Source organism: Streptomyces sp. NPDC024555, from assembly GCF_055559335.1.
In genome coordinates, this window is sequence record NZ_JBVHKV010000021.1 from 92,896 (window position 1) to 106,641 (window position 13,746).

12 protein-coding genes are annotated in these 13,746 nt (G+C 74.2%); 4 read left to right on the forward strand and 8 right to left on the reverse strand.

What is annotated here, in order from left to right; translation table 11 throughout:
* Positions 1–7: 7 nt before the first annotated feature.
* The gene (locus ACZ4FH_RS30385; RefSeq protein WP_467308940.1) at positions 8–1,666 is read left to right on the forward strand and encodes an acyl-CoA dehydrogenase family protein; all 1,659 of its coding nucleotides are present in this window, start codon (positions 8–10) and stop codon (positions 1,664–1,666) included.
* Between the two features lie 60 nt (positions 1,667–1,726).
* Here the strand turns inward: ACZ4FH_RS30385 and ACZ4FH_RS30390 are convergent, their stop codons facing one another.
* From ACZ4FH_RS30390 to ACZ4FH_RS30405, 4 genes are all read right to left on the reverse strand, one after another.
* Positions 1,727–2,821: a GNAT family N-acetyltransferase gene (locus tag ACZ4FH_RS30390; RefSeq protein WP_467308942.1), complete on the reverse strand. Its 1,095-nt coding sequence runs from the start codon at positions 2,819–2,821 to the stop codon at positions 1,727–1,729.
* A gap of 54 nt (positions 2,822–2,875) precedes the next feature.
* Positions 2,876–3,862, reverse strand: coding sequence for an L-threonylcarbamoyladenylate synthase (locus tag ACZ4FH_RS30395; RefSeq protein WP_467308944.1), 987 nt, complete (start codon positions 3,860–3,862; stop codon positions 2,876–2,878).
* On the reverse strand, positions 3,859–5,427 hold the full coding sequence (locus ACZ4FH_RS30400; protein ID WP_467309026.1) for an FMN-binding glutamate synthase family protein: 1,569 nt from the start codon (positions 5,425–5,427) through the stop codon (positions 3,859–3,861). Before ACZ4FH_RS30400 ends, ACZ4FH_RS30395 begins: the two co-directional genes overlap by 4 nt.
* Before the next feature lie 149 nt (positions 5,428–5,576).
* A complete protein-coding gene (locus tag ACZ4FH_RS30405) occupies positions 5,577–6,110 on the reverse strand; it encodes an SAM-dependent methyltransferase (RefSeq protein WP_467308946.1) in 534 nt (177 codons plus the stop codon).
* 131 nt (positions 6,111–6,241) lie between these two features.
* Here ACZ4FH_RS30405 and ACZ4FH_RS30410 point away from each other — a divergent pair, with 131 nt between their 5' ends.
* Positions 6,242–7,627 carry an MFS transporter gene (locus ACZ4FH_RS30410; protein WP_467308947.1) on the forward strand — a complete coding sequence of 462 codons (1,386 nt, stop codon included), beginning with the start codon at positions 6,242–6,244 and terminating at the stop codon, positions 7,625–7,627.
* 45 nt (positions 7,628–7,672) lie between these two features.
* On the opposite strand, the gene ACZ4FH_RS30415 is transcribed toward ACZ4FH_RS30410, so the two are convergent.
* Together ACZ4FH_RS30415 and lnt are read right to left on the reverse strand one after the other, a co-directional pair.
* Positions 7,673–8,155 carry an NUDIX hydrolase gene (locus ACZ4FH_RS30415; protein ID WP_467308949.1) on the reverse strand — a complete coding sequence of 161 codons (483 nt, stop codon included), beginning with the start codon at positions 8,153–8,155 and terminating at the stop codon, positions 7,673–7,675.
* A gap of 29 nt (positions 8,156–8,184) precedes the next feature.
* Positions 8,185–9,774 carry an apolipoprotein N-acyltransferase gene (gene lnt, locus ACZ4FH_RS30420; protein ID WP_467308951.1) on the reverse strand — a complete coding sequence of 530 codons (1,590 nt, stop codon included), beginning with the start codon at positions 9,772–9,774 and terminating at the stop codon, positions 8,185–8,187.
* A gap of 189 nt (positions 9,775–9,963) precedes the next feature.
* Between lnt and ACZ4FH_RS30425 the strand changes: the two genes are divergently transcribed.
* Positions 9,964–10,992, forward strand: coding sequence for an O-antigen ligase family protein (locus tag ACZ4FH_RS30425; protein ID WP_467308953.1), 1,029 nt, complete (start codon positions 9,964–9,966; stop codon positions 10,990–10,992).
* 102 nt (positions 10,993–11,094) lie between these two features.
* On the opposite strand, the gene ACZ4FH_RS30430 is transcribed toward ACZ4FH_RS30425, so the two are convergent.
* Positions 11,095–11,658 carry a hypothetical protein gene (locus ACZ4FH_RS30430; protein ID WP_467308955.1) on the reverse strand — a complete coding sequence of 188 codons (564 nt, stop codon included), beginning with the start codon at positions 11,656–11,658 and terminating at the stop codon, positions 11,095–11,097.
* A gap of 69 nt (positions 11,659–11,727) precedes the next feature.
* A complete protein-coding gene (locus ACZ4FH_RS30435; protein ID WP_467308956.1) occupies positions 11,728–12,513 on the reverse strand; it encodes a glutamate racemase in 786 nt (261 codons plus the stop codon).
* Positions 12,514–12,571: 58 nt separating this feature from the next.
* Between ACZ4FH_RS30435 and ACZ4FH_RS30440 the strand changes: the two genes are divergently transcribed.
* The gene (locus ACZ4FH_RS30440) at positions 12,572–13,744 is read left to right on the forward strand and encodes a glycosyltransferase (protein ID WP_467308958.1); all 1,173 of its coding nucleotides are present in this window, start codon (positions 12,572–12,574) and stop codon (positions 13,742–13,744) included.
* Positions 13,745–13,746: the final 2 nt, after the last annotated feature.

The window sequence follows — 13,746 nt, forward strand, 5'->3', positions numbered from 1 at the left end:
GACCCCCATGTCCGCGAGCCCCGCTCCGCACAGCCACCCCACCGCCACCACCCACGAGGTGACCAACCAGACCCCTCCGCTCGTCGGTCACGACGTCGCCGACGACCCGGTCCTGCTCGAAGGGGTGCGCCGCGAGGGCGCGGAGTGGTATCTCGACGAACTGCACCGGCTGGGCCGCCGGGCCGGCAGCGAGGAGGTCCAGCGCTGGGCCGACGAGGCCAACCGCCACGAGCCCCGGCTGCGCACCCACGACCGCTACGGCAACCGTCTGGACGAGGTGGAGTTCCACCCCTCGTACCACGCCCTGATGGACGTGGCGATCGGCGCGGGGCTCGGCGGGGCGGCCTGGGCGGACGAGCGCCCCGGGGCGCATGTGGCGCGCGCGGCCGGCTTCATGGTGTGGAGCAGCGCCGAGGCGGGCCACGGATGCCCCGTCTCCATGACGTACGCGGCGGTCCCCGCGCTGCGCCACGCGCCCGACCTCGCCAAGACGTACGAACCGCTGCTGACCAGCCGGGTGTACGAGGCGGGGCTGCGCACCCCGGCCGAGAAGCCGGGTCTGCTCGCGGGCATGGGCATGACGGAGAAGCAGGGGGGTACGGACGTACGCGCCAACACCACCGCGGCCGCCCCGCAGCCGGACGGTACCTGGCGGCTGCGCGGCCACAAGTGGTTCACCAGCGCGCCGATGAACGATCTGTTCCTGGTGCTCGCCCAGGCCCCGGCCGGGCTCTCCTGCTTCCTCGTCCCCCGGGTGCTGCCCGACGGGAGCCGCAACACCTTCCGCATCCAGCGCCTCAAGGACAAGCTCGGCAACCGCTCGAACGCCAGCAGCGAGCCGGAGTTCGACGACACCGTGGCCTGGCTCGTCGGCGACGAGGGGCGCGGGGTGCGCACCATCATCGACATGGTCACCATGACCCGTCTCGACTGCGTCCTCGGCTCCGCCTCCGGCACCCGGGCGGCCCTCGCCCAGGCGACGCACCACGTCCGCCACCGCTCGGTGTACGGCGCCAAGCTCATCGACCAGCCGCTGATGCGCAATGTGATCGCGGACCTGTCGCTGGAGTCGGAGGCGGCCACGACGCTGGCGCTGCGGCTGGCCGGCGCCGCCGACCGGGCGCAGCGCGGGGACGCCGGGGAGCGGGCCTTCCTCCGGCTCGCCACGGCGGTCGGCAAGTACTGGGTGTGCAAGCGCCAGCCCGCCGCGGTGGCGGAGGCGCTGGAATGCCTCGGCGGCAACGGGTACGACGAGGAGTCCGGCATGCCGCGGCTCTACCGGGAGGCCCCGCTGAACGGCATCTGGGAGGGGTCCGGCAACGTCAACGCGCTGGACATGCTGCGTGCCCTGGCCCGAGAGCCGGAGTCCCTGGAGGCGCTGTCCGCGGAGATCGACGCCGCGTCCGGCGGTGACCGCCGGCTGGACACCGCCTGGCAGGAGCTGCGCCGGGAGATGGTCCTCACCGAGGACGCCCCGCTGCGTGCCCGCCGCGTCATCGAGCGCGCCGCCCTGGTCCTCCAGGGCTCGCTGCTGGTCCGGCACGCCCCGGCGGCCGTCGCCGACGCCTTCTGCGCCTCGCGGCTGGCCGGGGACCGCGGACTGGCCTTCGGCACCCTGCCCACCGGCACGGACTTCACCGCCCTGCTGGCCCGCACCCCCGTCTGACCCGGACCGGCCCCGTCCGGCTCCCGCGCGCCACGGACGCGCGGGGGCGGGGCGGGGTCCCTACGGCCGCGCGGCGGTCAGATCGAGCAGCATCAGATCGAGCCGTTCGGCGTCCTCGCCGGTGCCGAACCTGCTCGCGGGGCCGACCGTGCGGTAGCCCCAGGCCCGGTACGCGGCCCGCGCCTCCAGGCTCCGGGGGTGCACATTGAGCAGGACCCGCTCGGCCCGGACGCTGCCGAGCAGCGCCCGGTGCAGCCGCCGGGCGACGCCCTGCCCGCGCCAGGCCTCCCGGACCGCCAGCTCCATCAGTCCGAAGGAGCGCCGCCCGTCCTCGCGCCGCACGGCCTCGGGGACGGGGTCGACGAGTTCGTCCCACCAGACCGTGTCGGCCGTCAGGGCGTGACCGTAGGCCATGCCGACCGGTTCGCCGTCGGGGGTCCTGGCCAGGACGGCGCGGAACGCCGGGCGGCCGGCCAGGACGGGGAAGCGGCGGAACGCGGCGTCGACGTCCTGGGCCGTCTCGTGGAACGGGGGCCCGGCGAACGCCTCCGCGTACACCGTCCGCAGCGCGTCCTCGGCGCGCAGCGCGCCCGGCCCGTCCAGATGCTCGACGCGCACGCTCCGGCCGGGCGGAGCGGTCGCGGCCAGGTCCAGGACGTACCGCTCGAAGGCGGTGCCGTCCCGTGTGGTCGTGGACCCCGCGGCGGTGAATCCCGCGCGCCGGGCCACGGCCAGGGAGGCCGCGTTGTCCGGCTCCGCCAGGATCACGGCCTGCGTCGCGCCCTCGCCGGCCGCGTACCGGCAGGCGAGCAGCACCGCCCGGGTCGCCAGGCCGCTCCCCCGCCACGACGGGTAGAGCCCGTAGGCGACGTTCACCTGTCCCGGGTCCAGTCCCTCCACGCCGAACCGTAGGTCGACGGTCCCGGCGAGCGTGCCCGCGTCCCCGGCCCGGACCCCGAAGGCCCGCAGCGCCCCGGCCGCCTCCCACTGCTCCCGGCAGTGGCGCAGATAGGCGGCGACCCCTTCGCGGGTGCCGGATCCGCCGTTGAGCCGGCGGACCAGCTCCGCGTCCTCCCCGGCGAGATGGGGTTCCAGATCGTCCGGTCCCAGCGGGGTCAGCACGATGGTCCCGTCGGACAGCCTCACGTCATCCATCCGCCGATTCTCGACGTCACCGGCGCGTGGCACCAGGGGATTGCCGGCCGGGGGTCAGTCCGTGGAGCGGGGGCCCGCCGCGCGCCGGAGCCGGTTGGCGATGGCCAGGCCCAGTCCGTCCTCCGGCGGCAGGGAGGCGACGACGAGGTCGCAGCCCCTGCGGTCGAACTCGCGGAGGAAGCCGTACAGCTCGCGGGCGTACGCGGCCGGTGCGGCGGGAACCGTCAGCACGGCGTGCGCCTTGACGTCGGTGCCCGCGAGAGCGGCCGGGAGGAGCAGGCCGACCCGCCGGCCCTCCTCCTGGGCGCGCTCGGCCTCGGCGACGGCCCGCTCCGGGTCGACGAGGACGACGCGGGCGCGCGGGGCGTAGTGGGAGGGGTGTTGTCCCGGTACGCGGACGCCGCTCGTGACGGGCACGTCGACGGGGTGGCCGAGCACGGCCTCGATGTCCTCGCGGGTGACGCCGCCGGGGCGCAGGACGGCCAGGACCTCACCGGTGACGTCGACGATGGTCGACTCGATGCCGACCGCGCAGGTGCCGCCGTCCAGGACGAGGTCGACACCGTCGCCGAGTTCGCTGCGGACGTCGTCGGCGGTGGTGGGGCTGACCGCGCCGAAGCGGTTGGCGGAGGGGGCGGTGACACCCGTGCCGAAGGCTTCCAGGAGCGCGAGGGCGACGGGGTGGTCGGGCACCCGCACCGCGACGGTCTCCAGACCGCCGGTCACTTCGAGGGGCACCTGGGGGCCGCGCCGCAGGACCAGGGTGAGCGGCCCCGGCCAGAAGTGCTCCGCCAGCAGCCGGGCCGTGTCGGGCACGTCCACGGCCCAGGCGTCGAGCTGATGCGCTCCGGCCAGGTGCACGATCAGCGGGTGGGACGGCGGTCGCCCCTTGACCCGGAAGATGCGCGAGACGGCGGCGGGGTCCTCCGCGTTGGCTCCCAGTCCGTAGACGGTCTCGGTCGGAAGGGCCACCAGACCGCCCGCGCGCAGCACGCGGGCCGCCTGCTCGATGTCGCTCGTTCTCGCTGTCACGCCCTTCATCCTAGGGAATGCCCGAAGGTGTCCGGGTCGGCCGCCCGCCAGTCCGCCGCCCACTCCGGCGGTGGCCCGTCCACCAGCTGGCCGGGGCGCAGCCAGTCGTACAGCTCGGCGTACGAGAGCACGGTGCGCGGATCGAGCCGGCGGCGCAGCTGGGCGGGGCTCAGCTCCCCCGGGTCGCGGACGCCCATGGCGGCCATGATCTGCAGCGCGCTGTTCACGGTGGCCTCCTGGAAGCGCCGCACCCGCTGGTACTTGTCGTCGACGTCCAGTGCCCGCGCCCTGCGCGGGTCCTGGGTGGTGACGCCGACCGGGCAGGTGTTGGTGTGGCAGCGCTGGGCCTGGATGCATCCCACGGCGAACATCATGGCGCGGGCGGCGTTGGTGTAGTCGGCGCCCTGGAGGAGCCGTTTCACGAGGTCGCTGCCGGTGGCGACCTTGCCGCTCGCCCCGATCCGGATCCGGTCGCGCAGTCCGGTGCCCACCAGGGCGTTGTGCACGGTGATCAGCCCCTCGGTCAGGGGCATGCCGACGTTGTCGGCGAAGCCCAGCGGGGCGGCTCCGGTGCCGCCCTCGGCGCCGTCGACGACGATGAAGTCCGGGGTGACGCCCTCCGCGAGCATCGCCTTGCACACGGCGAGGAATTCACGCCGGGAGCCGACGCAGAGTTTGAACCCGGTGGGCTTTCCGCCCGCCTTCTCCCGCATCGAGGCGATGAAACGGACGAGTTCGCGGGGCGTCCGGAAGACCCGGTGGTAGGGCGGGGAGATCACGGTCCGTCCCTCGGGAACACCCCGTACGCGTGCGATCTCGGCGTTCACCTTGCCACCGGGGAGCACCCCGCCGATGCCGGGTTTCGCGCCCTGGGAGAGTTTCAGGGACACGCATTTCACATGCGGGTGCGCGGCCTTCCCGGCGAAGGCGTCCGGATCGAAGTCTCCGTCGCCGGTGCGGCAGCCGAAATAGCCGGTGCCGATCTCCCAGATCAGATCGCCCCCGTGCCGCAGGTGGTATTCCGACAGCCCGCCCTCCCCGGTGTCGTGCGCGAATCCGCCGGCGGCCGCGCCACGGTTGAGCGCGAGCACCGCGTTCGCGGAGAGGGAGCCGAAACTCATGGCGGAGACGTTGAGCAGCGCCATGTCGTACGGGCGGGTGCAGTCGGGCCCGCCGACCCGGACGACCGGGGCCCGGTCGGGCACGGGCTCGGGCGCCATGGAGGGCACGAGGAACTCGTAGCCGGTGAGGTACACATCGCGTTCGGTACCGAACGCCTCCTCGGCCTCCGTTCCCTTGGCCCGCTGGTAGACGATGCTCCGCACACTGCGGTCGAAGGGCCGGCCGTCGTAGTTGCGTTCCACGAAGTACTGCTGCATCTCCGGTCGGATGTATTCGAGGACGTACCTCAGATGCCCCAGCACCGGATAATTCCGCAGCACCGAATGCCGTCGCTGCGTCACGTCCCACAGCCCGGTCAGGGCCGGCGGGACCAGCGGACCGGCCGCCACCCACCACCACGGGGAGAAGGCGAACGAGGCGGCCACCGAAAAGGCCGCGGCCAGAACCAGCAGAGCGAGCGAGGCGAATCTGTACACCTACCGAGTCAAGCGCATCCGCGGAACACCGCAATGCGGAACGGGGCGCGGACGGCGCGTCGCCGCACCCCTGCGCGGGGACACCGTCACCCGCTCGTCGCACGGTCACGGCGTCCCCGTACACGTCAGACCTTGCGCGCCACTCCCCCGTAGATCGGCACCGGCTCCTGGCCTGCGGACTCCTCGGCCTCGCCGGGCTCCGGACGCCACCGGTCCAACGGCACGACGCCGGGCTCCTCCGGTTCGAGCCCGTCGAAGAACCGGACCACCTCGGCATGGGACCGGGGAACGAAGACCGCGCCACGAGCCGCGTACGTCGCCACGCCCTTGGCCACCCCTTCCGGGTCGAAGTCCCCGGTGACCTGGGAGAGAATCAGCCGGCTGCCCGGCGCGAGCGCGCCGACGTAGCGTGCCACCAGCTCGTGCGCGTGGTCCGTGTCCGGAACGAAGTGCATCAGCGCGATCAGCGACAGCGCCACCGGCCGCGTGAAGTCGATCGTCTCCGCGGCCCGTTCGAGCACCGTCTCCGGCTCGCGCACGTCCCCCTCGACGTACCGGGTCTCCCCCTCCGGCGTCCCGCTCAGCAGCGCACCCGCGTGCGCCAGCACGATCGGATCGTTGTCGACGTACATCACCCGCGCCTCCGTGGCTGATCGCACCCGCCCCATGGTGCCCCCGGGCACTCCCCCGCGCCCAACTGTGGTGCCCCACCACATACGCCCCCGACCTGCCCCTTCCTACGGTGTGGCGACACGTCCCCGTCCCCCGTCCCCCTCCGGAAGTGGTAACCATGGCCACCCCAGCATCCGCTCCCCCGACGCCGTCCGGCCTCCGCAGGATCGTCGCCGCCAGTCTCATCGGAACGACCATTGAGTGGTACGACTTCTTCCTGTACGGGTCGGCGGCGGCCCTGGTCTTCAACAAGCTGTTCTTTCCCGACTCCGAACCGCTCGTCGGCACGCTGCTGTCGTTCCTGACGTACGCCGTCGGCTTCGCCGCCCGGCCGCTCGGGGCTCTGGTGTTCGGGCACTACGGTGACCGGCTGGGGCGCAAGAAGCTGCTGGTGCTGAGCCTGTTGATGATGGGCGGGGCCACGTTGGCGATCGGGCTGCTGCCGACGCACGCCACCGTGGGGGTGGCGGCGCCGGTGCTGCTGACCCTGCTGCGGCTGGTGCAGGGCTTCGCCCTGGGCGGTGAGTGGGGCGGGGCGGTGCTGCTGGTGTCGGAGCACGGGGACCCGGCGCGCCGGGGGTTCTGGGCCTCGTGGCCGCAGACGGGCGCGCCGGCCGGGCAGCTGATCGCGACGGGGGTGCTGTCGGCGCTCACCGCGCTGATGTCGGACTCGGCGTTCGAGGCGTGGGGCTGGCGGGTTCCGTTCCTGCTGTCCGGGGTGCTGGTGATGGTCGGTCTGTGGATTCGTCTCTCTGTCGATGAATCGCCGGTCTTCAAGGCGGCGCTGGCCCGGTCGCGGGAGCGCGGCAAGGAGGCGGAGGAGGCCGAGAGGATGCCCGTGGTGGCCGTGCTGCGGCACCACTGGCGGGATGTGCTCGTCGCCATGGGGGCCCGGATGGCGGAGAACATCAGCTACTACGTCATCACCGCGTTCGTCCTGGTGTACGCGGTGACGGCCGCGGATCTGAGCAAGCAGACGGCGCTCAACGCGGTGCTCGTCGCGTCCGCGGTGCACTTCGCCGTCATCCCGCTGTGGGGCGCGCTCTCGGACCGGGTCGGCCGGCGGCCCGTCTATCTGGCCGGTGCGGTCGGGGTCGGGCTGTGGATGTTCCCGTTCTTCGCGCTGATCGACACCCGGGACTTCGGGAACCTGCTGCTCGCCGTCACGGTCGGGCTGGTGTTCCACGGGGCGATGTACGCGCCGCAGGCGGCGTTCTTCTCGGAGCTGTTCGCGACCCGGGTGCGGTATTCGGGCGCGTCGATGGGCGCCCAGTTCTCGTCCGTCGCGGCCGGTGCCCCGGCGCCGCTCATCGCCACCGCGCTGCTCGCGGACTACGACGACTCCGCGCCGATCGCGCTGTACGTGATCGCGGCGGTCCTCGTCACGGTGCTGGCGGTCGTCTGCGCGAAGGAGACCCGGCTGCGGGACCTGGCCGATGTGGAGCCGGACGGGCGGGCCACGGGGGATGCGCGGCCCGCGCCGGCCGTCGCGGGTGAGGGCTGACCTCGCGCGTGGAACGGGGGCCGGGCGGATCGCCCGGCCCCCGTGTCATGCCCGCGCGTCGGTGGGTTCGAACCAGGTGGGGCCGTCCGTGAGCGCGTGCTTGATCCGCAGGAGCGAGAAGTCCTTGAGCGGCGGCAGCGCGTCGACGGGGAACCAGCCCACCTCCAGGGACTCGTCGTCGTTGACGCGGGCGGTGCCGCCGACGGCGCGGCAGCGGAAGGTGATGTCGAGGAACTGGCAGCGGTCGCCGTTCGCGTACTGCACGGGCTCCAGCGCCTGGGTGAGGACCACCCGCTCCGCCACGCAGCGCACGGCCGTCTCCTCGTAGACCTCGCGCTCCGCCGTCGTGGCGGGCTGCTCCCCGGGCTCCGAGATGCCGCCGACGACCGACCAGCCACCCGTGTCGGCGCGCCGGCCGAGCAGCACTCTGCCCTCGTCGTCGAGGACGACGGCGCTGACGCCGGGCAGCAGGAGCAGTTGGTGACCGGCGGTCGCGCGGATCTCGCGGATGAAGTCAGGAGTAGCCATGCACCGACCCTACGCGGCACGTCCCCCGTTCAGCGGACGCGGCGGGCACGGACCGCCCGCGTCGCCACCCAGCCGATCCCGCCCAGCGCGAGCAGCGCGAGCAGGCCTTCCGGGAGCGGGCCCATCCGCGTCGCGGGCGTCAGCGAGGAGCGCAGCGGCACCTCGTCGACGAGGGCGTCCGGCGTGAACATCTTCGTCTTCTGCACGACCGTGCCGTCGGGACGGATCACCGCGCTGACGCCGCTGGTGACGGGGACGACGACCGCGCGGCTGTGCTCGACCGCGCGCACCCGGGACATGGCGAGCTGCTGGTAGGTCATCTCGCTGCGGCCGAAGGTCGCGTTGTTGCTGGGGACGGCGATCAGCTGGGCGCCGTGCTCGACCGTGTCGCGCACGGCGTCGTCGAACGCGGCCTCGTAGCAGGTCACCAGTCCGACGCTCGTACCCGAGAGATCGAAGACGCCGACCTTGTGGCCCGGTCCGAAGTCGCGCTGCACCCGGTCCACGTCCGAGCTGAAGATCCGGACGAAGGAGCGCATCGGCATGTACTCGCCGAACGGCTGGATATGGCGTTTGTCGTACGTGTCGACCGGGCCCTTGTCCGGGTCCCACTGGATGAGGGTGTTGCGCAGGTTCCCGGTGTCGGGCTCGACCACGGCGCCGACGACGGTGGGCACGCCGATGGCCTTGACCGCGTCGTCGATGACGATCCGGGCGTCCGCGTAACGGTAGGGGTCGAGGTCGGAGGAGTTCTCCGGCCACAGGACGAAGTCGGGCTGGGCCACCTTGCCCGCCTTGACGTCCCGGGCGAGCTGCTCCGTGCGCTTGGCGTGGTTGTCCAGGACGGCGCGGCGCTGGGCGTTGAAGTCGAGGCCGAGCCGGGGCACGTTGCCCTGGATCGCGGCGACGGTCGCGGTGCCGTCCTCGGCGGAGTCGTCCACCAGGGGCAGCGAGGCGAGGGCGGCGGCGACGGGCACCAGGACGGCCGCGGCGGTGGCGGCCGCGGCCAGCCGGGGCAGCTCGCCCGTGGTCCGCCGCAGCCGGAAGCGGCGGACGGCCTCGAAGAGACCGAAACCGCAGAGCACCACGGCGAAGGAGAGCAGCGGGGTGCCGCCCAGCGCGGCGAGCGGCAGGAACAGGCTGTCGGCCTGCCCGAAGGCGATCTTGCCCCAGGGGAAGCCGCCGAACGGCACCCTCGCCCGGACCGCCTCGTCGAGGGTCCAGACGGCCGCCGCCCAGAGGGGCCAGCCAGGCAGCCGGGTGACCGCCGAGATGCCGACGCAGCCGACCGCGACGAACAGCGCCTCGGCCGCGGCCAGGGCCAGCCACGGCACCGGGCCGACCTCCTCGCCGGTCCAGTGCAGCAGCGGCAGCATGAATCCGAGCCCGGCGAGCAGTCCGAGGCCGAGGGCCGCGCGGAGCCGGCGCTCGAAGAGCACCCAGCCGAGCAGGGCGAAACCGGGCAGCACCAGCCACCACAGGGGGCGCGGCGGGAAGCTCAGGTAGAGGAGCACGCCGGAGACCACCGCCGCCGCGGGCCGCGCGAGGCGCGGCAGGGCTCGTGGACGGGCGGGGGCGGGCTGCTGCGGTTCGCCGACCGGCGCGATCGTGGTGCTCACCCGGCGGAGTCTACGGTGGCGGGCCCGCCGTACGGGAGCCCCGCCCCGATCACGGAATCACCACCGCCGGATCGTTTCCCCGCATCTTCCGCCCCTGTGCCCCCTCCTGCCGTTACCCTGTCGCCCACCCCCCGCCGAGCGGCCCGACGCTGCCGTTCGTGAACGCGACGGTCACGGACGGGGGACCACGTGAGGGCTGAACCGCCGGGACGCGGTCCCGAGAGCGGCACCGGGTCCGACGCCGCCGGGGCCCTGATCCTCGCCGCCTGCGCCATCTGGACGCTGATCAGCGCGGCGGGCCGGGAGACCAGGCCCGAGGGGGTCCTGCTCGCCCTGCTGGCGGTCGCGGCGGGCTTCGCCTGCGGTCGCATCTGCGGGACGCTCGCCCCGGTGGCCACCCCCTCCGCCGCCGCGCCGGCCGCGCTGGCGGCGGCGTTCGTGTGGCGGCACGGGATGCCGGGCGCGACGGCGACGGCGGAGACCGCGCCCGGGGACACCGGCGCCACGGCGGCGCTGCTGGTGCTGTCGGCCGGGACCGCGTGCTGTGCGGCGGCCGCGGCCCGGTCCGAGGGGGTGCGGCTCGTCCTGCGGCTGACGGCGCTCGGGGCCGCCGGGGTGGCGCTCGGGCTCGGTTCCGTGCCGGGGTGCGTGGCGGCGCTGGGCGTCCTGCTGTGGTCGCTGGCCGCGTCCGGGATGCGCGGCCGGCTGCTGGTCCTGACCGGTCTGGCGGTGGTGGCAGGTCTGATGGCCGGTCTGTCGTGGGCCCTGGCCGAGGGGGTCCTTCCCGATGGGCTGACCGCCGCCCTGGAGGGGCGGTTCACCGGCGACCGGGTGCGGCTGTGGCAGGACGCGGTGCGGCTGGCCGGACAGCATCCGGTCCTGGGCATCGGTCCGGACCGCTTCGCGGAGCTGAGCCCGACCGTGCGGCAGACCCTGGGCGCGGACGGCAAACCGCATTCGGCGGCGCTCCAGCAGGCGGCCGAGCAGGGTGTGGTCGGTGTGGTGCTGCTGGGGACGGCGTTCGCCTGGCTGCTGTACACGCTGTGGCGCTCGCCGCGCAGCACCCCGGTGGTGCTGACGGCCGGTGCGGCGCTCACCGCGCTCGCGGTGCTGGCGGGTGTGGGCAACGCGCTGAGTTTCACTCCCGTGACGGCGGGGGCCGGACTGCTCGCCGGGCTGGCCTCGGCGCGGCGGCCGATCACGCCGGACGGGGTCTGACCGCCCGCGCGGACGGGCACGCACGGACCCGGAAGGACCCAGGAGGCCAGGTGCCCGCGGCGGACCCCGCGCGAGCGCGCACGGACGCCGACGAACCCTCGGTCAGGTGCCCGCGGCGGAGCCGGGGGCGGGCAGATGGAGCCGGTCGCGGATGAACCGGGCCCCGGCCTCCGCGTCGTCCACGGTGACGGTGAACGTCCGGCCGTCCCCGAGCCGGAGCACCAGGCCCTCGCCCCGGCGCACCACCACGGCGGTCCCCTGGTCGGGACGCCAGCGGTATCCCCAGCCGCCCCACTGGCGCGGGGTGACCTTCGGAGCGAACTCGGCCCCGACCACATGGGTGAGCAGGATCCTGCGGCGCGGCAGGCCGATGTGGCCGCAGCGCACCTCCAGGGCGTCGCCGTCCACCCGGACCGCCACGTTCACGAAGGCGAGGGTGCCGAAGAGCATGAGCAGCCCGGCCGCCACGCAGCCGATGACCGACATCAGGAGCGGCACCCCGCCGGAGGTCCAGGTCGAGCTGACGGCGAGCTGGATGCCCAGGGCCAGGCAGGCGGCGCCGGCGGCCGCGAGCACCCACTGGGTGCGGTTGGTGGCGCGGCCGGTCCAGACCGCGGTGTGAGTGGCGGCACCGTTGCGCGTCGTTTTGCGAGGGTGGTCCGTCATGTCAAGCAGCGTACTGAAGAACGTGCCTCCGGGGGCGGGTCCGACGGCCCCGCTCGGGTGGTGCGGGCCTCAGCGCGGGGAGCCGACCGCGGCCAGTCCGCGGCCCTCCGGGTAGGCCAGGGCGGCGGCCGGGAGGTCCGAGGCGATGCCGCCGAGCAGCACGGTGAGGGACGCGGCCGGTTCGGCCGACGGAGCGGGTTCGGCACCGATCCGGCGCAGTGCCTGGGCGGCGACGGCACCGGCCGAGCCGTGCAGGACGACGGGCGGCAGGCCGGGCCGCTGGACGGCGGCGCGGATGCGGTCGGCGACCAGCTCGTAGTGGGTGCAGCCCAGGACGACGGCACGCACGTCCGGCGGGGTGAGCGCGGCGGCGGCGGCGACCGCCCGCTCGACGCCGTCCTCGTCCGCGTACTGCACGGCGTCGGCCAGTCCGGGGCAGGGCACCTCGGTGACGTCGGCGGAGCCGGCGAATTCACGGATCAGTCCGCGCTGGTACGGGCTGCCGGTGGTGGCGGGGGTGGCCCAGATGGCGACGGAGCCGCCCGCGGCGGCGGCCGGCTTGATCGCGGGGACGGTGCCGATGACGGGGAGCGCGGGCTCCAGCTCGGCCCGCAGGGTCTCCAGCGCGTGCACGGAGGCGGTGTTGCAGGCGACGATCAGGGCGTCGGGGCGGTGCTCGGCGGCGGCGCGGGCCACGGCGAGCGCCCGTACGGTGACGTCCTGCGGGGTGCGCGGTCCCCAGGGCATGGAGCCGGGGTCCGAGGAGAGCACCAGACCGGCGTCCGGCCTCAGCCGGCGTACTGCGGCGGCGGCGGCCAGCAGGCCGATTCCGGAGTCCATGAGCGCGATCTTCACCCGGTCACCATAGTCGACGCCCCTTGCGGTCCCGGCTCAGTGGGGCAGACTTCGGGCAATGAGCGCCGTTGCCTGGATCGCCGTGGTGTCGCTGGTCGCATGGGTCTGGCTGCTGCTGGGACAGGGGTTCTTCTGGCGGACCGGCCAGCGGCTCCCCGCCCGCGCCGCCCCGGCGCACTGGCCCTCGGTGGTGGTCGTCGTCCCCGCCCGCGACGAGGCGGACATGCTCCCGCTGAGCCTGCCGTCGCTGCTGGCGCAGGACTATCCCGGGACCGCGGAGATCGTCCTGGTGGACGACTGCAGCACCGACGGGACGGGCGAGCTGGCCCGCACACTGGCGGTACGGCACGGCGGTCTTCCGGTCACGGTGGTGTCGCCCCCGGAGCCCGGACCGGGGTGGACGGGCAAGCTCTGGGCGGTACGGCACGGGATCACGCTGGCCCGCTCCCGTGATCCGGAGTTCCTGCTGCTCACGGACGCGGACATCGCCCATGAGCCGGACAGTCTGCGGGAACTGGTGGCCGCCGCCACGGCGGGCGGCTACGACCTGGTCTCCCAGATGGCGCGGCTGCGCGTGGAGAGCGCCTGGGAGCGCCTCGTCGTCCCGGCGTTCGTCTACTTCTTCTCTCAGCTGTACCCGTTCCGGTGGATCAACCGGAGCGGCGGGCGGACCGCGGCCGCCGCGGGCGGCTGCGTCCTGCTGCGGACGGAGACCGCCGTACGGGCCCAGGTGCCGGACTCGATCCGGCAGGCGGTGATCGACGACGTGGCGCTGGCGCGGGTGGTGCGGCGCGGCGGCGGGCGGATCTGGCTGGGTCTGGCGGACCGGGTGGACAGTGTGCGCCCGTACCCGGGGCTGGGGGATCTGTGGCGCATGGTGTCGCGCAGCGCGTACGCCCAGCTGCGGCACAACCCGCTGGTGCTGCTCGGTACGGTGCTGGGGCTCGCGCTCGTCTATCTGGCGCCGCCGCTCACGCTGGCCGCCGGACTGCTGGGCGGCGACGCGACGGCGGCCTGGGCCGGGGGCGCGGCCTGGGCCGTGATGGCCGGGACGTACACCCCGATGCTGGGGTACTACCGGCAGTCGCTGTGGCTCGCGCCGCTGCTGCCGTTCACCGCGCTGCTGTACCTGCTGATGACCGTCGACTCGGCGGTTCAGCACTACCGGGGCCGGGGCGCGGCCTGGAAGGGGCGTCACTACGCCCGTCCCGAGGCCGCGCCGGATCAGTGACC